General features: G+C 59.3%; 22 protein-coding genes. 10 read left to right on the forward strand and 12 right to left on the reverse strand.

Going from position 1 to position 20,321, the window contains the following annotated elements:
• Complete coding sequence (locus ACSQ36_RS02035) at positions 1-1,152, reverse strand: Re/Si-specific NAD(P)(+) transhydrogenase subunit alpha (RefSeq protein WP_213765846.1); 1,152 nt, start codon at positions 1,150-1,152, stop codon at positions 1-3.
• Positions 1,153-1,372: 220 nt separating this feature from the next.
• On the opposite strand from ACSQ36_RS02035, the gene ACSQ36_RS02040 reads away from it, so the two are divergent.
• From ACSQ36_RS02040 to ACSQ36_RS02055, 4 genes are all read left to right on the forward strand, one after another.
• Entirely contained in the window at positions 1,373-1,879 is a 507-nt protein-coding gene (locus ACSQ36_RS02040; protein ID WP_436180739.1) for an NUDIX hydrolase, read from the forward strand.
• Between the two features lie 12 nt (positions 1,880-1,891).
• The gene (gene mnmA / locus ACSQ36_RS02045) at positions 1,892-3,070 is read left to right on the forward strand and encodes a tRNA 2-thiouridine(34) synthase MnmA (RefSeq protein WP_436183068.1); all 1,179 of its coding nucleotides are present in this window, start codon (positions 1,892-1,894) and stop codon (positions 3,068-3,070) included.
• Positions 3,071-3,466: 396 nt separating this feature from the next.
• Positions 3,467-4,042, forward strand: coding sequence for a TetR/AcrR family transcriptional regulator (locus ACSQ36_RS02050; protein WP_436180740.1), 576 nt, complete (start codon positions 3,467-3,469; stop codon positions 4,040-4,042).
• 751 nt (positions 4,043-4,793) lie between these two features.
• The gene (locus ACSQ36_RS02055; protein WP_436180741.1) at positions 4,794-5,819 is read left to right on the forward strand and encodes an alpha/beta hydrolase fold domain-containing protein; all 1,026 of its coding nucleotides are present in this window, start codon (positions 4,794-4,796) and stop codon (positions 5,817-5,819) included.
• Between the two features lie 86 nt (positions 5,820-5,905).
• Here the strand turns inward: ACSQ36_RS02055 and ACSQ36_RS02060 are convergent, their stop codons facing one another.
• From ACSQ36_RS02060 to ACSQ36_RS02080, 5 genes are all read right to left on the reverse strand, one after another.
• A complete protein-coding gene (locus tag ACSQ36_RS02060; protein WP_213765851.1) occupies positions 5,906-6,526 on the reverse strand; it encodes a glutathione S-transferase C-terminal domain-containing protein in 621 nt (206 codons plus the stop codon).
• 231 nt (positions 6,527-6,757) lie between these two features.
• Complete coding sequence (locus ACSQ36_RS02065) at positions 6,758-7,480, reverse strand: PqiC family protein (RefSeq protein ID WP_436180742.1); 723 nt, start codon at positions 7,478-7,480, stop codon at positions 6,758-6,760.
• A complete protein-coding gene (locus ACSQ36_RS02070) occupies positions 7,477-9,150 on the reverse strand; it encodes an intermembrane transport protein PqiB (RefSeq protein ID WP_436180743.1) in 1,674 nt (557 codons plus the stop codon). The genes ACSQ36_RS02065 and ACSQ36_RS02070 overlap by 4 nt, the downstream gene beginning before the upstream one ends.
• On the reverse strand, positions 9,143-9,844 hold the full coding sequence (locus ACSQ36_RS02075; RefSeq protein ID WP_213765854.1) for a paraquat-inducible protein A: 702 nt from the start codon (positions 9,842-9,844) through the stop codon (positions 9,143-9,145). Before ACSQ36_RS02075 ends, ACSQ36_RS02070 begins: the two co-directional genes overlap by 8 nt.
• Complete coding sequence (locus ACSQ36_RS02080) at positions 9,841-10,644, reverse strand: paraquat-inducible protein A (protein WP_436180744.1); 804 nt, start codon at positions 10,642-10,644, stop codon at positions 9,841-9,843. The genes ACSQ36_RS02075 and ACSQ36_RS02080 overlap by 4 nt, the downstream gene beginning before the upstream one ends.
• 465 nt (positions 10,645-11,109) lie before the next feature.
• Here ACSQ36_RS02080 and ACSQ36_RS02085 point away from each other — a divergent pair, with 465 nt between their 5' ends.
• The 6 genes from ACSQ36_RS02085 to ACSQ36_RS02110 all read left to right on the forward strand — a co-directional run bounded on the left by ACSQ36_RS02085 (position 11,110) and on the right by ACSQ36_RS02110 (position 14,590).
• Positions 11,110-11,670, forward strand: coding sequence for a cytochrome b (locus tag ACSQ36_RS02085; protein WP_436180745.1), 561 nt, complete (start codon positions 11,110-11,112; stop codon positions 11,668-11,670).
• A gap of 145 nt (positions 11,671-11,815) precedes the next feature.
• Positions 11,816-12,388, forward strand: a complete 573-nt coding sequence (locus tag ACSQ36_RS02090; RefSeq protein ID WP_436180746.1) for a YceI family protein — start codon at positions 11,816-11,818, stop codon at positions 12,386-12,388.
• Between the two features lie 48 nt (positions 12,389-12,436).
• Complete coding sequence (locus ACSQ36_RS02095) at positions 12,437-13,021, forward strand: YceI family protein (RefSeq protein WP_436180747.1); 585 nt, start codon at positions 12,437-12,439, stop codon at positions 13,019-13,021.
• Positions 13,022-13,414: 393 nt separating this feature from the next.
• Positions 13,415-13,675, forward strand: coding sequence for an MFS transporter (locus ACSQ36_RS02100; RefSeq protein ID WP_436180748.1), 261 nt, complete (start codon positions 13,415-13,417; stop codon positions 13,673-13,675).
• A gap of 5 nt (positions 13,676-13,680) precedes the next feature.
• Positions 13,681-14,382 (forward strand): MFS transporter, encoded by a 702-nt coding sequence (locus ACSQ36_RS02105; RefSeq protein WP_436183069.1) that lies wholly within the window; start codon positions 13,681-13,683, stop codon positions 14,380-14,382.
• A gap of 1 nt (position 14,383) precedes the next feature.
• Positions 14,384-14,590, forward strand: a complete 207-nt coding sequence (locus ACSQ36_RS02110) for a hypothetical protein (RefSeq protein WP_255631499.1) — start codon at positions 14,384-14,386, stop codon at positions 14,588-14,590.
• A 51-nt stretch (positions 14,591-14,641) separates the two neighbouring features.
• Here ACSQ36_RS02110 and ACSQ36_RS02115 read toward each other — a convergent pair whose 3' ends face one another.
• From ACSQ36_RS02115 to tgt, 6 genes are all read right to left on the reverse strand, one after another.
• Positions 14,642-14,899 carry a BrnA antitoxin family protein gene (locus ACSQ36_RS02115; protein ID WP_213765859.1) on the reverse strand — a complete coding sequence of 86 codons (258 nt, stop codon included), beginning with the start codon at positions 14,897-14,899 and terminating at the stop codon, positions 14,642-14,644.
• Between the two features lie 59 nt (positions 14,900-14,958).
• Positions 14,959-15,237 carry a BrnT family toxin gene (locus ACSQ36_RS02120; RefSeq protein WP_436180749.1) on the reverse strand — a complete coding sequence of 93 codons (279 nt, stop codon included), beginning with the start codon at positions 15,235-15,237 and terminating at the stop codon, positions 14,959-14,961.
• 209 nt (positions 15,238-15,446) lie between these two features.
• A complete protein-coding gene (gene secF / locus ACSQ36_RS02125; protein ID WP_213765861.1) occupies positions 15,447-16,397 on the reverse strand; it encodes a protein translocase subunit SecF in 951 nt (316 codons plus the stop codon).
• Between the two features lie 17 nt (positions 16,398-16,414).
• Entirely contained in the window at positions 16,415-18,484 is a 2,070-nt protein-coding gene (gene secD, locus ACSQ36_RS02130; RefSeq protein WP_436180750.1) for a protein translocase subunit SecD, read from the reverse strand.
• A gap of 132 nt (positions 18,485-18,616) precedes the next feature.
• On the reverse strand, positions 18,617-18,940 hold the full coding sequence (gene yajC / locus ACSQ36_RS02135) for a preprotein translocase subunit YajC (protein WP_213765863.1): 324 nt from the start codon (positions 18,938-18,940) through the stop codon (positions 18,617-18,619).
• Between the two features lie 170 nt (positions 18,941-19,110).
• Positions 19,111-20,298, reverse strand: a complete 1,188-nt coding sequence (tgt, locus tag ACSQ36_RS02140) for a tRNA guanosine(34) transglycosylase Tgt (protein WP_436180751.1) — start codon at positions 20,296-20,298, stop codon at positions 19,111-19,113.
• Between the last annotated feature and the right edge of the window lie 23 nt (positions 20,299-20,321).

Here is a 20,321-nt window from a genome sequence, read left to right on the forward strand (position 1 = left end):
TCAGTCTCCTTTGATCCCGCGCGTGACCTGGCCGTCGCGGCACAGGAGCGTCGCGGCGACAATATCGTCGGCCATATCGATGTTCAGCGTCCCTTCCTTCGTCACGATCAACTTGATGAAATCAAGCAGGTTGCGGGCGTAGAGGGCGGAGGCATCGGCGGCGACCATGGAGGCGAGATTGGTGTAGCCGACCAGATGCACACCATGTTTCGTCACGACCTGATCGACTTCGGTAAGCGGACAATTGCCGCCGCGTCGGCCTTCGTATTCGGCGCCGCGTCCCGCCGCCAGATCGACGATGACCGAACCCGGTTTCATCGCCTGGACGGTTTCCGCCGCGATCAACGTCGGCGCGGGGCGGCCGGGAATCAACGCGGTCGCGATGACGATATCGGCTTGTTTTGCACGTTCGGCCACCAGCACCGATTGCCGCGCGAGCCAGCTTGGCGGCATGGGACGGGCGTAACCACCGACGCCGACCGCGGCTTCGCGTTCTTCATCGGTTTCGTAGGGGACTTCGAGGAACTTCGCGCCCAGCGATTCGATCTGTTCCTTCACGGCTGGACGCACATCGGAGGCTTCGATCACCGCGCCGAGCCGCTTGGCCGTGGCGATAGCCTGCAAGCCCGCCACGCCCGCGCCGAGCACGAGCACCCGCGCCGCTTTCACGGTGCCGGCGGCGGTCATGAGCATGGGCATGAAGCGCTGATAGATATTGCTCGCGACCAGCACGGCCTTGTACCCGGCGATATTCGCCTGCGACGACAACACGTCCAGGCTCTGTGCACGCGTGGTACGTGGCGCAGCTTCCAATGCGAACGCGGTAATGCCGGAAGCGGCCAGACGCGCATTGTTCTCGGCGTTGAACGGATCGAGCATGCCGGCAATCACCGCGCCGGACTTCAGCAGCAGCAATTCGGCTTCATTGGGCGAATGAACCTTGAGGACGAGATCAGCGGCAAACGCGGTATTGGCATCGACCAGCTCGGCGCCGGCAGCGGCGAAGGCGTCGTCGATATAACTCGCTGGCACACCCGCGCCGCGCTGCACCGTAACCCGGTGACCTTGCGACACGAGCTTCTTGACCGTCTCCGGCGTGGCGGCGACGCGCGCCTCGTTCGCCCGCGTTTCGGCAGGTACTCCGATATGCATCTTCATCCTCCTCACGTTCTAGTTTTTGATTTGGCCGTGCGCAGTCGCTCGCGTGTTTGCAGCAACGATCCTGCACATGATTAAGCGGGTGTTTAAGCTGTTATTTGCGACTGATCGTCACTGTAACCGAAACATTCGCGAAAAATGACGCCATCGGACAACAACGCGCACGATCCCTGCGGGCGGCGTAAAAACGCGCAAAACGGTAAAATACCGTCCCATGAAACCAGAACGATGGACACCGCGCGTGACGGTCGCGGCAATTGTGGAGCGGGACGGGCGCTTTCTCGTGATCGAGGAGCACACGTCGGACGGGCTCAAGATCAATCAGCCGGCCGGGCATCTGGAAGCGGGAGAAACACTCGTCGACGCCGTGATGCGCGAGACACTCGAGGAAACCGCGCACCGTTTCGAGCCGCAGGCGCTTGTCGGCACGTATCTCACGCATTTTGAGCGCCCGGGAAGGTCGGTCACGTATTTGCGGTTTACGTTCTGCGGCACGACGTCGGGCGAGGTACCGGGTCGGGCACTGGACGCGGGCATCGTGCGGGCCATGTGGCTTACCGCCGGCGAATTGCGCGCATGCGCTGATCGGCACAGGTCGCCGGCCGTGCTGGAATGTCTCGATCATTACCTCGCCGGGCGCCGCGTGCCGCTCGACTTCATTCATACGCATTCGGTTGCGCCGGTGCAGGTTCAGGGCCTGAATTCAGCTTCAGATGCGTAATTCAGGCAAGTAATTCGGGCAAGTAACGTAGAGAGCAAAATGAGCAAGGCCGGAAAACAGAAAGTCGTGGTGGGCATGTCGGGCGGCGTGGATTCGTCGGTCACCGCATGGCTGCTCAAGGAGCAGGGCTACGACGTGATCGGCCTGTTCATGAAGAACTGGGAAGATGACGACGACAGCGAATACTGCTCGACGCGGCAGGACTGGATCGACGTGGTGTCGGTGGCGGACCTGATCGGCATCGACGTGGAAGCGGTCAACTTCGCGGCCGAATACAAAGACCGCGTGTTCGCCGAGTTCCTGCGCGAATATTCAGCCGGCCGCACGCCGAATCCGGACGTGTTGTGCAACGCCGAGATCAAGTTCAAGGCCTTTCTCGACCACGCGATGTCGCTTGGCGGCGAAACCATCGCGACGGGGCACTACGCCCGCGTGCGGGAACGCGACGGGCTGTTCGAACTGCTGAAGGCCACCGATTCGACCAAGGATCAGTCGTACTTCCTGCACCGGTTGAATCAGGCGCAGTTGTCGAAGACGTTGTTTCCTCTCGGCGAGATGCCCAAGACGAAGGTGCGTGAAATCGCGGCGCAGATCGGCTTGCCGAATGCGGCGAAGAAGGATTCCACGGGCATTTGTTTTATCGGCGAACGGCCGTTTCGCGAGTTCCTGAACCGTTATCTGCCGACGCAACCCGGTCCGATGAAAACGCCCGACGGCAAAGTCATCGGCGAGCATGTCGGGCTGGCGTTCTATACCTTCGGTCAGCGTAAAGGCATCGGGCTCGGCGGTAGCAAGGACGGTAGCGGCGACCCGTGGTTTGTCGCGGGGAAGGACATGGCGTCGAACACGCTGTACGTGGTGCAAGGGCATGACCATCCGTGGCTGCTGTCGCATTCGCTCGTGGCCGGCAATACCAGTTGGGTCGCGGGCGCCGCGCCGGTCGAAGGCACCGTTTGCGCGGCCAAGACGCGGTATCGGCAATCGGATGCAGCGTGTGTGATGGGGACGCCGGGATCGGCGGATGGTCGCTTCGAACTTCGTTTCGACGACGCCCAATGGGCCGTCACGCCAGGACAATCGGCCGTGCTCTATCAGGGCGATGTGTGCCTGGGTGGCGGGATCATTGAATCGGCTGCGACTGCCCAGCCTGTGCGCCGCGACGCAGGAGCCGCCTTGCTCACGGCAAGGTAGGGTTGTGTTCAACCATCAAGCTGGTGGAAGCGGGCTGCGGCCCGCTTTTTGTTGCACGGAGTTCGCCAGAAAACACGGTCAAATCAGTAATTCACAAAAAATCGGTACATACCCGGTGAGGTTTGGGCACGCTCTGAGCAGTCCAGACGGAAAAAATTGGAGCTGCGTGGTGAAAAACTTCTGAAAAAATTATACAAAGATCTTGACTATCTATCTTCTAGTAGATAAATTGTCGTCATGGATGCCGCAATGACCCGACATAGCAAGACAAGATGATGGCGTGGACGAGATTTGCACTGCGAGATGGAACGAGTTGATTGGACCGTAACTCTGCACAACGAGGCAGCACGAGCGCAACACCCCTGTGGAAGTAACGAGTAACGAGCCCAAACCGAAATGAATACCGAGAAAACCCCCGACAAAAATACTGTGCGCGAGCAATTGCTCGATCATGCCCAGGTTTTGCTGATGACCCGCGGCTACAACGGTTTCAGTTATCGGGATTTGTCGGCACTGGTCGGCGTGAAGACTTCGAGCATTCACTACTACTTCCCATCGAAGGAAGACCTGGTGCTAGAAGCGGTGAATACGTACAGCGCGGACGTGATGTCGTCTATTTACGCCATCGATAGCTCCGCCTCCGCCGAGAAGAAGCTCGACCGCTATGTAAAGCTGTTCGGCAAAATCGTGGGCGAGGGCGATCAGGTTTGTCTTTGTGGAATGCTTGCCGCCGATATTGAATCGCTTCCCGAAGCTGTCCGCCATTCGGTTCAGGCTTTCTTCAAGGCAAACGAAGCCTGGCTAGCAAAGGTGCTGGCCGAAGGCGAGAAGCAAGAAACCTTGAGGGTGAACGGAAAGCCTGACGCGACGGCACGTGCGTTGTTCGCGGCATATCAGGGAAGTTTGCTGGCCTGCCGTCTGTTTCACACCAAGGTGCGTTTGGATGAAGTCACCCAAACTGTGAAACGTTAACTCACGATGTGGGTGGAAACGCCTTGCGAACGAATTGAGCGCCGTGCGACGAGCTACCGAATAAGCGGGTTGGATTGCAAGTGCAAAGTGTGGAAAAGAATGTTTTTCCTGATCTCGCCGTCATTGTTGATGATAATTGTTGAGAATGATTAAGCGTGTACCAAAATTAGCATTTATCCAATTGTCTATCTTCAGGTAGGTAGATTTTGATTGCCGATTTTATTCGTTGACAACTCATTTTGAAGTTATTTTTACCGTCGTCAAAAAGGCGTCGACGAAGATAGGCCGGCGAGTCGTGGCTTCGCCCGTAAATGGTGAATCGGTATCGACGGTTTTGATTTTTAGCCACGCAGGCCGAGTTGCATCGACGTTGGACCGGCGCAGTTAATTAGTTGAGCGTTTGTCGGGTGGCAGCACACGGCGGTTCGCGTCAATTTTGTTGTCTTGGTCGCAGTTAACGCGGTAGCTAACAAAAAGGTTAGCTAGGTTTGCTGAGTTGCTGAGTTACCTAGGCATCGAGTTTAAGTTGGCCAGTTATCTATCTATGAGTAAATAAAATTAAGAATTTTTCTTCCTTCGTTTTCAGTGCTTCGTTTTCAGTACCCCGTTTTTAGCATTCCGTGTTTCAGCCGTTTCACGTCGCAAGTCGTGGGCAGTCAGGCATCACCCGTCTTACCCAACCGCAGCAACCCGGTTTTCGCACCGGGCCCTAACCCCTAACCCGCCGTCCCTTCACTAACAGGAGTGAACCATGTACAAGCTCAAGTCCTTCGCCATCGCCTCCGCTGTTGCTGCAATGCTTGGCGCAAGCGCCGCCGCGCAAGCCGCTCCAGTGCTCGAACCCGCGACGCAGCAGTTTATCGACGCGCTCACGGCTCAAAAAGGTCCGCCGATCTACACCCTGTCTCCCGCCGATGCCCGCAACGTCCTCGCCGGCGCGCAGTCGCAGCCGGTATCGAAGGAAGCCGCGCAGATCGAGGACCGCGTGATCGACGCAGGCCCGACGGGCAAGATCGCGATCCGCATCGTACGTCCTGCTCACGCCAAGGGCGTGTTGCCCGTGATCATGTATTTCCATGGTGGCGGTTGGGTGCTGGGCGACAAGAATACGCACGACCGCCTGATCCGTGAGATCGCGAACGGTGCACAGGCTGCGGTGATCTTCGTGGATTACGATCGCTCGCCGGAAACGAAATTCCCGGTGCCGACGGAGGAAGCCTACGCCGCCACGCGCTACGTGGCTGAGCATGCAAAGCAGTTCGACGTCGATGCGACGCGCATGGCCGTGGCGGGAGACAGTGTCGGCGGCAACATGGCGGCGGCGGTCACGTTGATGGCGAAGGAGCAGGGCGGCCCGGCGTTGCGTTACCAAGTGCTGTTCTACCCGGTCACCGATGCGAATTTCGACGACGGCTCGTACAACGAATTCGCCGATGGTCCGTGGCTCACCAAGAACGCGATGAAATGGTTCTGGGACGCGTACGCGCCGAACGCCGCCGATCGCGAAAAAATCACGGCGTCGCCGCTGCGTGCATCGCTTGATCAGTTGAAGGGCTTGCCGCCCGCGCTCGTCATTACCGACGAAAACGACGTGCTGCGCGACGAAGGCGAAGCCTATGCCCGCAAGCTGTCACAAGCTGGCGTCCGGGTGACGGCGGTGCGCTACGCCGGCGCGATCCACGACTTCGTGATGTTGAACGCATTGGCCAATACCCCGGCCACGCGCGCTGCGATCGATCAGGCGAATACCGTGCTGAAGAAGGCTCTGGCGAAATAAGCGGGTACACACGCAGGGAATCACTGACATGCAAAAGCCCCACGCGTGGGGCTTTTCAAGTCACTCTCACCGCGGCGAACGCAGTCTTAACTACCGTCAGTCGGCAATGTATCGATGAAAGACTGGCGCTGCGACAAACGCTGAACGTGCTTGTCCAGATTGGGATACTCCTCGCGCCAGTTCACGTCGGGCATCCGGAAATCGAGATAACCGAGCGCGCAACCGCAAGCGATATCGGCGAGGGTGAAATGATTCGCCGAACACCAGTTCTTGGCGGCAAGCCCTTTCGACATGGCCTTCAGGCCGTCGTCAATCTTGCGTTGCTGGCGCGCCACCCACGCCTCGTTGCGCTGCCCTTCCTCGCGCTGGGTGGTTTCCAGGCGAATCAGAACGGCGGCGTCGAGCATGCCGTCGGCGAGCGCTTCCCAGCATCGCACTTCCGTGCGCTCGCGGCGTTCCTGCGGCAGCAGTTTGCCGACCGGGGTCAGCGTATCGACGTATTCGCAGATCACGCGCGAATCGAAAACGGCTTCGCCATCGTCCAGAATCAGGCACGGCACTTTGCCGAGCGGATTGAAACTATGGATTTTCGAATCGGATGCCCAGACGTTTTCGAGCACCAGTTCGCAGTCGATTTTCTTTTCTGCCATCACAATCCGCGTCTTTCGGACATACGGGCTGTTGAGCGAACCGATCAGTTTCATCATCTGTGTTGTCGTTTCTGCAAAGAGTAGTCACGGAGATGGATCTTAACCGCCCGGACGCGCGCCGACTGTAAATTCAAGATGGCGGCGTTGTGGTCGGGCGACAAAAAACCCGGTGCACCTTTCGGTGCAACCGGGTTGCGGTCTGGCGGCACGAAGTCGCGCCCGTGACAGGCGCTTTGGCCTATGCGGCGCGTCCTTCAGCGACGTAGCGCGCAACCGCGTCGGCCATGCTTACTGGGCAGACGCCGCGTTTGCGGACATGGCGGCGGCAGGACAGGGAAGCACCGCCGGCGTGCGAGCCGCCACTTTTCCGGCCTTGCCAACCGAAGCGGAAGCGGAAGACGACACGGGCACAGGCACCGAACTCACCGTCCGAATCCCGGCGGAAATCTCGCTGGCGAGTTGATCGACATCACGCCGATGCCCCGCCACCAGCGCGTCATATCCGGCATCGACAGTTTGTTCCGCCTGCGTCCGGCACGTGAGGACAGCCTGGTTGTTCACGCCGCGCACGCTCCAGACGGCGTCGATCAACGCGCGCCGGCCCGGCGACGACTCGAAGCGCTGAACATTCACCTTCACGCGATACACCGGCACGCCCTCGGGATGCGGCGTGCCGTAGACGTCGATGGCGCCCAGTCGTTGCGACAAGTCCGCCGACAACGCGCGCCGGACTTCATCGGCGGGAAGGGACGCCCAGCGCTCGTCCTCGAGCACCCGGACTTGCGCCGAGCCGTCCTGCACAACCATCTGGTTCTTCGCGACTTGCGGCGGCATGTCCACCGGCGACACTTCCAGATAGAACGAAGCGGGCGCGGCCGTTCTCGTCGCGGCGTCATTGCCGCCGAGCGTATAAAAGCGGCTGGCCGGCGAACTGCTGCACGCGGCGAGCGCAGCGACCAAGCCTATTGCCGACACTCCGCCGACGGCCCTCAATACTCTGGCCAAGCTCATGGCTTATCTCCTGGTTTTCCACGCACGAGCGATTCCGGATGACGTTCCAGATAATCGGCGAGCGCATTGAGCGATTGCAGTGTCCGCGTGAGTTCCTGCAGCGCCTGGTGAACATCCGACTGCAGCGGCGAGTCCTGTTGCAGCGTGCTTTGCGCCTCGCCGAACGTTTTCCGCGCGGCGGTGAGCGTGTCGCGCGCTTCGGGCACAACCTGCGTGCCGAGCTGATTAAAGAGGTCGTTCGCGTTCTTCAGCGCGCTGTTCAGGTTGTTGCCGATATCGTCGAACGGAATCTTGTCCAGTTTCTTCGCGATGTCCGCCACCTGCAGTTGCAGTTCGTCGAGCGTATTGGGCACGGTTGGCAACTCGAGCGGATCGGCTGTGGCATCCACCGTGACTTTGGCCGCTTTCGGGAATACATCGAGCGCGACATAAAGCTGCCCGGTCAACAGATTCCCGGTACGCAACTGTCCGCGCAAACCGTTTGAAACCAGCTTCTGGAGCAGTTCCTGTCCGGCCACGGTGTTCTGACGCGGCACCGAGTCGCGGAAGCGCTTGCCCAGCCGATCCGGATAGATATTCATGGTCACCGGCATCTGGAAGGTGCGCGTCTTCGGATCGTATTCGATCCCGATGCCCGTCACGCTACCGAGCAGGATGCCGCGGAAATCGATTGGCGCGCCCACCGACAAGCCGCGCAGCGACTGGTTGAAATTCATGACCACGCGGATTGGCTGGCCGTCCGGATCACGCATGGCGTCCTGTTCGTCCGAACCGAGGCGGAAGGTCATATTGTCCGGCGCTTGCTGTCCGGGCTCCTGATTCGGCGGCGTCTGGAAGGCAATCCCCCCCAGCACGACAGTCGCCAGCGACTGCGTGTTCAGCTTGAAGCCGCTTGCATCCAGCCGCAGGTCAACGCCGCTTGCGTGCCACCAGCGCGAATTCGTCCCGACATACTGATCGTACGGCGCGTTCACGAACACCTGCATGGTGACGCCCGTGCCGTCCTTGTCGAGCGAAAAGCCGACGACTTGCCCGACCTGCACGCGCCGATAGTAAATAGGCGAGCCGATATCGATGGAACCCAGCGATTCGCCCTGCAAGGTGAATTGCCGCCCCTTTTGATCGCCGGTCACGGCGGGCGGGGTTTCAAGCCCGACAAAATGGGTTTCGTCCTCTTTCGATTTCCCGGCATCCACGCCTATATACGCACCGGACAACAGCGTGCCGAGCCCGGTTACGCCGCTTGCCGCCACGCGCGGGCGCACGACCCAGAAGCGCGTGTCTTTCACCGCGAAGTCCTCGGCGACCTTGGTCAACTGGACGTCGACGAGCACGCGCGAGTGGTCTTTCGACAGCGTAATCTCCTTGACCGTGCCGACATCGACGTCCTTGTATTTCAGCTTGGTCTTGCCCGTCTCCAGGCCTTCCGCGCTCACGAAGCTGATGGTGATCGTTGGTCCGCGTCCCGCCACCGATTTCACCACGAGCGCAATGCCGATCAGCGCGGCGATCAGCGGAATCACCCAGACGAGCGACGGTATCCAGCGGCTGCGCGGTTCGATCACCGGATCCGGAAGATTGGGCGGCAAGCCACCGCCGCCGCCTGCATTTCGCGACGGCTCGTTCGGGCCTTTGATGGTGTTGTTCGAAGGACCTTGCGGGCTAGTCATGTTTCTTTCCTGAAGGTTCGATGTGATCCCACATCAGTCGCGGGTCGAATTGCATGGAGGCCAGCATGGTGAGCACCACCACACAGCCGAACGCGAGCGCGCCCGGCCCTGGCGTGATGACGGCGAGTGAACCGAAGCGCACGAGCGCAACGGTAAGTGTCACGACAAAGACATCGAGCATTGACCACCGGCCGATTTTTTCGACGATTCGATACAACGTCGTGCGTTGGCGAGGACGCCACTTGGAGCCCGATTGGGTGGCCCAGGTGAGAAACGCCAGCGTGCCGAGCTTGAGCATCGGCACGAGAATACTAGCGATAAAGATGATCGCGGAGAGGGGATAGTCGCCATCGTTCCAAAACATCGCCACGCCGCTCATGATTGTGTCGTCTTCGGAACCGACGATCGACGAGGTGTGCAGCACCGGATATAAATTCGCCGGAATGTACAGGATCGCCGCGGACAACAGCAACGCCCAGGTGCGCGCGACCGAGTCAGGATTTCGTCGATGCAGCGGCGAGCCGCAGCGCACGCAAAGCTGGCGCTCGACCGTGAACACGCGCTTTTGCACGCGGTTGCACGCGTGGCAGGCGATCAGCCCCGCCTCCTTGGCCGTGGTAAATGCCGGTTCGGGAGATGCGGACCCGTCGGGCGTGCCGGCGGCATCGGTATGGGTGTCGGGTTTGTCGGTCATGGCTTCGTCGGTGGAGCGGCTGCGTCGGGCGGGGTCGCTTGCGCCGTCCCTTGCGTCGTCCCTTGCGTCGTCCCTTGCGTCGGCGCGAAAGAATGCAGCAAGCCGGACGGGGAGCCGGAATGTGGATCGGCTGAATGAGCCGATACCGGGCCGGACCGGAGGCCGCCAAAAGGCGTGTATCGCAACGGTCCGCGACCTCCCACGCGCTCGGCGATTTCCCATAGCGCGCGTGGATCGAAGGTGAGGATGACGGCGAACAGCAAGGTCAGCGCGCCGAACGCGAACAGCGCCGCTTCCGGAATCACGCGGGCGATGCTCACCATTTTCACCAGCGTTACAAGTATCCCGAGCATGAACACTTCGATCATTCCCCACGGCCGCACGAACTGAATCGCGCGCAGCACCTGGCTGAAGCCGGCTGGAATGAAACCCGCGCGCAACGGCACGAGCAGATACAGCATTGCAATCAGTTCGGTGAGCGGAAAGAGAATGGTCGCGCAAAAAACCATGGTGGCGATCACTTCCATGTTCTCACCCCACAACGCGACGATTGCACCAATCAGGGTCGTTTGGGACGTGATGCCGTTCGTTTCCAGTTCCACAATAGGAAAAGCCTGCGCGATCAAAAACGTAATCAGCGCGGCAAGCGTGATGGAGCAAAGCTTGTCCAGATTCGACGACACGCTCTGGTAAAGCGTGGCGCCGCAGCGCGTGCATTTCGCGGAGCTGCGGGAAGGCAGGGCGCGTTTATGAAACAGCGTGTCGCATTCGTGGCATGCGATCAGATCGTCTTCTTCCATAGGCGGAATACTGGGCTCGTGCTGGCGTGTTGTTTTAGTATCTTGAACGTCATGGTTTGGGAGCGGCTGCATACAAGAGCAAGGGCCGGGCCAGCGGGCATGGTAACAAACGGCGAGCTGCCACGCGGAAGAGCCGCGGAGACTTCACTCACCCCGTCACGGGCAAGGCGCCCTGGCGCGTGCCCATGCTGATGAGCGGACCTTGGTTGGCTCATCGCCCAAATGGAATTGTCGGCGCGCGTGGCCCGTTATCCCGGACAACAAGCTCGACAACAAGCCACTGATACCAGATTTGACACGCGGGCGCGGGCGAGTCGGCAACTATTTCTTTATCGAAAAGCCGGTTTTTACTTGTTCGGGTAGGATGGCGGCCTTGAGACCTTGTCGTCGGGTTGTTGCGGTTGCCGCGCGAGAAACCGCTTGGGGTCAAGTCATCAATTCCGCACTCTTTCTGGTGGATCACGTATGGAACGCAGCCCGAATTTCGCCAGCTCCGAGCGCTACAGCCGGACCGCGATCGGCCTTCACTGGCTGATCGCATTGCTGATTGTATGCGGCTTCTATCTTGGCTGGATCATGACCGATATTCCCGGTTTCACGCCAACCAAGCTCAAATATTTCTCCTGGCACAAATGGATCGGCGTGACGGTGTTCGTGCTCGCTGTCGTGCGCGTGCTCTGGCGCGCCACGCATAAGGCGCCGTCCATGCCGCGGCGTATTCCCGCGTGGCAAAAAGGTGTCGCTCACCTCACGCACTTTCTGCTTTATGCGCTGATGCTCGTGATTCCTGCCTCCGGGTATCTCTATAGCTCGGCGGCCGGCATTCAGGTCGTGTATCTCGGACTGGTGCCGCTGCCGATGATCATCGGACCGGACACCGCGCTGAAAGTCACGCTGAGGCTGGTCCATATTTACCTGAACTACACGCTGCTCGTGCTGGTGATCATGCATGTCCTGGCGGCGTTGAAGCATCAATTCGTCGATCGTGACGGTTTGCTCGCACGCATGATTCCGTTCCTCCGATAAACACTGTCCGTTCGCATTCAACGGAAACGAAGCGTAATTGATTCCTTGTTGTTGATAGCCAGTTTCCTCCGCACAGGTTGCGCTGGATTGCGTTTGACTTTTCAATAGCGGCTCAACCGGGTTTCCCGGTGGCCTTAGGACAAACATGAAACACGCGAAATTTTCCCGTTGGTTGCTTGCAGGCGTTTGCTCCGCATCGCTGGTTGCGGCGGTTTCCGCCTTTGGTCAAAGCCAGGTCGATACGACCAAGAGCACGGTGACGGCGACATCGAAGCAAATGAACGTACCGGTTGAAGGCAAGTTCAATAAGTTCACCGCGCAACTCGACTTCGATCCGGCCAAGCCGGCTGCGGGCAGCGCGAATATCAGCATCGATACAAGCAGCTACGATCTCGGCGATGACAGCTACAACAAGCAAGCCGCGAACAAGGACTGGTTCGATACCGCCCATTTCCCGACCGCTACGTTTGCGTCGACGGCGATTGCACCGGCCGGTGGAACCAAGTTCGACGTCAGCGGCAAATTGACCATCAAGGGCAAGTCGCAGAACGTCACGGTGCCGGTCACGGTCACGAGCCAGGGCGCAACGCAAACCTTCGATGGCTCATTGCCCATCAAACGCACACAGTTCGATGTCGGCTCGGGTGAATGGAAAGACACCTCGGTCGTGGCAGACGAAGTGATCATCAAATTCCACCTCGTCGCCGCCAAGAAATAAACCAAGAAATAAGCGCTCATCGATCATCACATTCATCCTGGAAAACTCATGAAAAAGAACCTTCTGATTGCAGCCGCTGGCGCGCTTTTCGCAGCAGTTTCCTTTAACGCGATGGCTGAAGAAGTCACGTACCAACTCGACCCGAGCCACACGTATCCGAGCTTCGAAACCGACCACTTCGGCGGCATCTCGATCTGGCGCGGCAAGTTCGACAAGAGCAGCGGCACGGTGACGCTCGATCGCGCGGCCAAGAAGGGCACGCTGGACGCGACCATCGACATGACGTCGATCGATATCGGCAATGACAAACTGAATGGCGAACTGAAGAGCGCGCAATTTTTCGACGCCGACAAGTTTCCGACAGCGACCTACAAGGGTACGTCGATAAAGTTCAAGGGCGATGTACCGGTTGAAGTGATCGGTGAGTTGACGCTGCATGGCGTGACGAAGCCGCTGAACTTGAAGATCGAATCGTTCAAGTGCTTCACGAACCCGATGCTGAAGAAGGAAGTGTGCGGCACAGAGTCGACGGCAACGTTTGATCGCGGCGACTTCGGCGTGGACTACGGCAAGGCGTATGGCTTCAAGATGAAGACCACGCTGCATATTCAAGCCGAAGGCATTCGGCAATAAGCCGGACGTTCTTTCCCGCTGGTTCTTTCCTGCGAGATAAGAAAACCGCTTCCGACCGAAGCGGTTTTTTTCGTCCCCGGTACTGCGAGCATTTCGATCCGGATTTCGGTGTGGCACAGTCGGCCGCGTTTTCGCTTTGGCCGACAGCTAGTCGTACCGACAAGAACAGGATCATCTTTCATGGGACCAGAGTAGGCGCTGAAGCGCCAACTCTGGTCGACCGCAACAAGTTGCATGGGACCAGAGTAAGCGCTGAAGCGCCAACTCTGGTCGACACAAGGATTGGAGAAATGCATGAGCAGTACGCCCGCAGCAGTACCGATCAGCCGCCCAGCCGCGTGGCGCGCGGTGGTGGCCGCGTCCATAGGCAACGCGCTCGAATAGTTCGACCTCGTGGTCTACGGGTTCTTCGCAGTCGTTATCTCGAAGTTGTTTTTCCCGTCGGGTAACGACTCGGTCTCCATCCTGCTGACACTCGGTACGTTCGGCGTATCGTTTTTCATGCGGCCGCTCGGCGCCATCGTGCTTGGCGCGTATGCCGACAGGGCAGGGCGCAAGGCCGCGCTCACGCTGTCCATCCTGTTGATGATGATGGGCACATTCATCACGCCGTACTGCCCACGTACTCGTCCATCGGCGTTGCCGCGCCGTTGATCCTGGTGCTCGCGCGCCTGATCCAGGGCTTCTCGGCCGGCGGCGAGTTTGGCAGCGCGACTGCGTTTCTTGCCGAGCACGTTCCCGGCCGGCGCGGTTTCTTCGCGAGCTGGCAGGTCGCAAGCCAAGGCTTGACCACACTCCTGGCGGCGATATTTGGCGTGGTGCTGACCGGCAACCTGTCGCCGGAACAGATGAGTTCATGGGGCTGGCGTGTGCCGTTCATCTTCGGCTTGCTGATCGGGCCGGTGGCGTACTACATCCGCACGCGCCTCGACGAAACGCCAGAATTCCTCGCCTCCGCTCCCACGACAACCCCTTTGCGCGACACCTTCGCGTTGAACAAGGAACGCTTGCTGATCGCCATCGGAACGGTGGTGCTGGGCACGGTGGCGACGTACCTCGTGCTCTTCATGCCGACCTATGCGATCCGGCAGTTGGGACTCGCGCCATCGGTGGCTTTCGCGGCCATCCTGCCCACGGGCGCAATCCAGATGGTGCTCTCACAATTTGTAGGTCATTTCTCCGATACCCACGACCGCACGCGCATCATGCTGATTTCGGCGGTGCTGTTGCTTCGTGTTGATCTATCCGCTATTCACGTGGCTCGTCGGGCATCCGACCTTCGGCACGCTGCTGGTCGTTCAAGCGGTGCTCGGCGTGTTGATGACCGGGTATTTCGCGGCGTTGCCAGGGTTGTTATCTGAGATGTTTCCGGTTGCCACGCGCACGACCGGAATGTCGCTGGCTTATAACATCGCGGTGACGGTGTTCGGTGGATTCGGGCCGTTCATCATCACGTGGCTGATTGCATCGACGGGATCGAAGGCCGCGCCCAGCTTTTATTTGATCTTTGCCGCAGTGGTGAGCCTGATCGCGTTGATGGCGGCGCGCAAGCGGCTCGGGTTCAAATGAAGCGCTAGGCGTGGGTTTGCACGCCTAGCGCTGTTGCCGATGGCCGCAGTCCTACGAGTGCTGCTTCTGCTGCGCCAGCATGTAGGCACGCAGAAGTTTGTTGATCCGCGTTTGATACCCCTGGCCTTGTTCCTTGAACCAGGCCAGGACGTCAGCGTCCAGACGCATGGTCACCGCTTGCTTGGGCGGCGTGTGGAGTTCGGCGCGCTGGAAGAAGTCGTCGCCTAGTTCGGGCATCTCGCTGGTGTCGATACTGGAATCCGGCATGGTTTCCAGGCGTTTCCAATCCGTCTTCGTGGCTTTGCTCATGATGTGTGCTCCTGCCCTTGTTGCCGCGACGTGGCAGTAGGGCGGTTCAATAAAGCGGTTCACTGTACAAGCGCGTGTCTGTAGCGCTTTATTTCAGGCCGGGTTGCTTTGCGCGCCGAGATGATCCGAATGGTGTCACCGCTACGCTCGACATAGACGACCACAGCTACGATCAACTGCATCCACCCGAGTGCAATCCAGCGATCCTCTCCAAAGTCTTCCCTGCCGTCCGCCGCGGTCAACACCGTATGCTTGAAAATTTCGACTGCGTCAGTGAAGTCGATGCCGTGCTTGCGGATGTTGCTTCGATTCTTCGCTTCGTCCCATTCGAATTGCATGCGATCACCTGTATTTACGATTGTACATACAATGTACGGAGTTAGGCATTAATTTGCGGCGTGCATGCTGTGGGAGAGCAACGACACCATCCACGAAATGTTGCAATTGCCGGCTCAAAAGCAAAAAAAGGCCGATTCGCGAGAATCGGCCTTTCATATTGTCGAACCCTGAATTTCAGCGTTCGAACCTCACATCTTGAAGCAGGCTATCAAACCTCTGCGCCAGCATTCGGATCGGTGGGGTCGTATTTCGGTTTCTTGTCCTTGATCAGGTCTTCGCGTTTCACGCCCAGCCACATAGCGAGCGCAGCCGCGACGAACACCGACGAATAGATACCGAACAAAATGCCGACCGTCAGAGCCAGCGCGAAGTAATGCAGCGTCGCCCCGCCGAACAGGAACATGGACAGCACCATCATTTCCGTACAGCCGTGGGTAATGATGGTTCGCGACATCGTGCTGGTGATAGCGTGGTTGATCACCTCGATCACCGTCATCTTGCGTTGCTTTCGGAAGGTTTCACGAATCCGGTCGAAGATAACAACCGACTCGTTCACCGAATACCCGAGCACCGCGAGAATGGCTGCCAGCACGGAGAGCGAAAACTCCCATTGGAAGAACGCGAAGAAGCCAAGAATGATCACCACGTCATGCAAGTTGGCGATCACGCCGGCCACCGCGTATTTCCACTCGAAGCGGAACGACAGGTAGATCACGATACCGATCACCACGCACGCCAGCGCGAGCAGCCCGTTAGTCACCAACTCCTTGCCAACCTGCGGACCGACGAACTCCACGCGCTGCAACTGCACCTGCGCATCCTGATTCTTCAGCGCGGCCATCACCTGATCGCTCTGTTGCGCCGACGTCAGGCCTTGCTTCAACGGCAGGCGAATCAACACGTCACGTGACGTGCCGAAGTTCTGCACCTGCGCATCGGGATAACCCAGCGCGCCCAACGTGCCGCGCACCGGTTCAAGCGGCACCGCTTGCGGATATTGCACTTCCACCACGGTCCCGCCGGTGAATTCCACCGACAGATGCAGCCCACGATGCACGAGGAAAAACACAGCCGCGAGGAATGTGATGAGCGAGATCGCGTTGAAGATCAACGCGCGCTGCATCAGCGGTAAGTCGCGGCGAATACGAAAGAATTCCATGATTTATTCTCCGGGACTCAGTTGGACGAGCCGGGTTTTTTCGGTTCAATACCAGGACCCGAACGACGGCGCGCGACCGGCTTGCCGGTTCGGACCGCAGGCGCGGCCTGCTTTTGCGAACGGGCTGAAACCGGTGCTTTGGCGCGTGTAGCGGGCAGGACGACCTGATCGACGGCGGAGTCGTCGCCACGCTCGTTTGCCAGGTAAGCAGCGGTGGCCGCAGCCGTGTCGGCGCCGGCGGGACGCCAGACCTGACCGATTGCGAGCGACTGCAACTTCTTCTTGCCGCCGTACCAGAGGTTCACGAGGCCGCGCGAGAAGAACACCGCGGAGAACATTGACGTCAGGATGCCGATACAGTGTACGACCGCGAAGCCGCGCACCGGACCGGAGCCGAACGCCAGCAGCGCCATACCCGCGATAAGCGTGGTCACGTTCGAGTCGAGAATCGTGGCCCATGCGTGCGTAAAGCCGTTCTGGATAGCGAGCTGCGGCGGCGCGCCGTTACGCAGTTCCTCGCGGATCCGTTCGTTGATCAGCACGTTCGCGTCGATGGCCATACCGAGCGCCAGTGCAATAGCTGCTATACCCGGCAGCGTCAGCGTGGCCTGCAGCATCGACAGGACGGCGATCAGCAACAACAGGTTCACCGACAGCGACAACATGGAGATCAGGCCGAACAGCATGTAGTACGCGATCATGAAGACGGCGATCGCGGCGAAACCGTACTGCACGGAATCGAAGCCCTTGCGAATGTTGTCGGCGCCAAGGCTCGGGCCGATCGTGCGTTCTTCGATGATGTCCATGGGCGCCGCGAGCGAACCTGCGCGCAGCAACAGGGCCAGGTCGGCGGCTGCTTGCGGCGAAGGCTGGCCGGTGATCTGGAAGCGGTCGCCGAGTTCGGACTGGATGGTCGCGACCGTCAGTATTTCGCCCTTGCCCTTTTCGAACAGGATCATGGCCATCGGCTTGCCGATGTTGTCGCGCGACACGCTGCTCACCGCGCGGCCGCCGGCGGCGTCCAGGCGAATGTTCACTGACGGACGCTGATGTTCGTCGAAGCCCGCCGATGCGTCGATGATCCGGTCACCCGTGAAGATCACCTGCTTTCTCACGAGCGTCGGGCCGGTATTGCCCTGCGTAAAGAGTTCGTCGCCGGGGGGAACTGGATCGTTCGGACCGGGATGGGTGTTGGTCGGATCGGCGAGACGGGCTTCAAGCGTTGCCGTCCGGCCGATGATGTCCTTCGCCTTCGCCGTGTCCTGTACGCCCGGCAATTCGACCACGATACGGTCGGAGCCTTGCTGCTGGATTACCGGTTCGGCCACGCCGAGTTCGTTCACGCGGTTATGCAGCGTGACGATGTTCTGCTTGAGCGCGCTGTCTTCCGCCAGCTTTTGCGCCGCCGGCGTGAACGTACCGACGACTTGATAACCATCGCCGCCCTGGCGCGTCGCCCATTGCAATTCGCTCAGGCCATTCGACAGCGTGGTGCGCGCGGCATCGGCTGCTGCCTGGTCGGCAAAGTTGACCATGACTGACTGATTCACTCGATTCACACCGCCATCGCGGATGTTTCTATCGCGTAACAGCGCGCGTGCGTCCGCGGCGTTCGAGTCCAGCTTCTTGTTCAGCGCACCCGCCATGTCCACTTGCAGCAGGAAGTGAACGCCGCCGCGCAAGTCGAGGCCGAGGTACATGGGCAGCGCGTGCAATGCGGAGAGCCAACGCGGAGAAGCTGCCTGCAGATTCAGCGCGACGATATATTGCGGATCGGTCGGGTCGCTGTTGAGCGTTTTCTGCAACAGATCCTTCACGCGCAGCTGCGTGTCGGTGTCTTTCAGGCGCACGCGAATGTTGGCGTTCAGCGACGAATTGTCGAACGTCACTTCATCCGGCGTCACCTTGTCGGCGGCCAGCGCGGTTTCGATGTTGGCAAGCGTAGTTGAATCCAGCTTGACCGTTGCCTTGCCGCTCGATACCTGCACCGCCGGCGCTTCGCCGAAAAAATTGGGCAGTGTATAGACGAGGCCGATGACTAGCGCCACCAGCATCACGGCATATTTCCAAAGTGGGTAGCGATTCATGGGGATGGCCGAACAGGAGAGTTGGCGAGGAAGGGTAAGCGATGCGTCCGGCGATGAGCGCGGCTATTGGCCACGGGGGCCACACCATTGGGCCGGGCCACGCTGGCCGCGCCGGACGCGAGAAAGTTGGCCTTAGAGCGACTTGATCGTGCCTTTCGGGAGGATAGTCGTGACAGCAGCCTTCTGGATGGTAATTTCCGTACCTTCCGAAATTTCGACGCCAACGTACGCGTCCGTCACCTTCGTGACCTTGCCGACAATACCGCCGTTCGTGACCACTTCATCGCCCTTCGCCATGGCGGACAGCATATTGCGATGTTCCTTCTGGCGCTTCATTTGCGGACGAATCATGATGAAATACAGCACTGCAAACATCAAAATGAGCGGCAAAAAACTCATGATGCTCGACTGGGCGCCTTCTGCGCCGCCGCCGAAGGCTCTTGAAATAAAATCCACGTCGGTCTCTCCGTTATAACGATCAGAAAATTAGCCCGCTATTCTATCACCGGGCTACGCAAGCCAAGCGCGGAATGCGCTTTGTGATCAAGCTGTTAAAGCGTTGCGTAACGCAATTGTAATGTTTCTTGGGCCGATTGCAGATTCATGGCCGCACGTTAGCCATCCGGTCAGTCAATTCCGCGTGCGCGATCCTCTTTAAACTGCTTCACGAATGCGTCAAACGCGTGATTTTCGATCGAATCGCGGATTTCCTGCATGAGTTGCAAGTAGTAGTGCAGGTTGTGAATCGTGTTGAGTTGCGAGCCGAGAATTTCGCCCACGCGATGCAAATGATGCAGATAACCGCGCGTGAAGTTGCGGCAGGTATAGCAGCCGCAGGTTTCATCGAGTGGCTTGAGCGAGTTCTTGTGGGCAGCGTTGCGGATCTTGACGTCGCCGAAACGGGTGAACAGCCAGCCGTTGCGTGCATTGCGGGTCGGCATCACGCAGTCGAACATGTCGACGCCCGACGCTACGCCCGCCACCAGGTCTTCCGGCGTGCCGACGCCCATCAGGTAATGCGGTTTGTCCGCGGGAAGCTTCGGGCCGATGTGTTCCAGCACGCGCATCATGTCTTCCTTCGGTTCGCCGACGGACAACCCGCCGATCGCGAAGCCGTGGAAACCGATGTCGGCGAGTCCGGCCAGCGATTCGTCCCGCAAATCTTCGAACATGCCGCCTTGTACGATGCCGAACAGCGCGTTCGGATTTTCACCTTTGGCGAATTCATCGACGGAACGCTTGGCCCAGCGCATTGACATGCGCATGGAGTCAGCGGCGTCCTGGTGCGGCGTGGGCACGTCGTTGGTTGCATACGGCGTGCATTCGTCGAACTGCATCACGATGTCCGAGTTCAGCACCTTCTGGATCTGCATCGAGATTTCCGGCGATAAAAACAGCTTGTCGCCGTTGATGGGCGACGCGAACGTGACGCCATCTTCGGTTATCTTGCGTAGATCGCCGAGTGAAAAGACTTGAAAACCGCCGGAGTCGGTGAGAATCGGGCGCTGCCAGTTCATGAACCGATGCAGCCCGCCGTGCGCCGCTATCGTTTCCAGTCCCGGGCGCAGCCAGAGGTGGAACGTATTGCCGAGGATGATCTGGGCGTTCATTTCCTCGAGCTCGCGCGGTGCGACGGCCTTGACCGTTCCGTACGTGCCGACGGGCATGAAGATCGGCGTTTCGACCACGCCGTGGTTCAACGTGACGCGGCCGCGTCGCGCCTGGCGGTCGGTGGTGATTAGCTCGAACTTGAGGCCGTTCTCGGGGCGGCCCGGTGTTTCGATCGTATCGGCGGTGTTGCTTGCTTCGGTCATTCAAAAGCTCCTGTGCCACCGGA

The organism is Caballeronia sp. LjRoot34, from assembly GCF_964253815.1.
Lineage (GTDB): Bacteria > Pseudomonadota > Gammaproteobacteria > Burkholderiales > Burkholderiaceae > Caballeronia.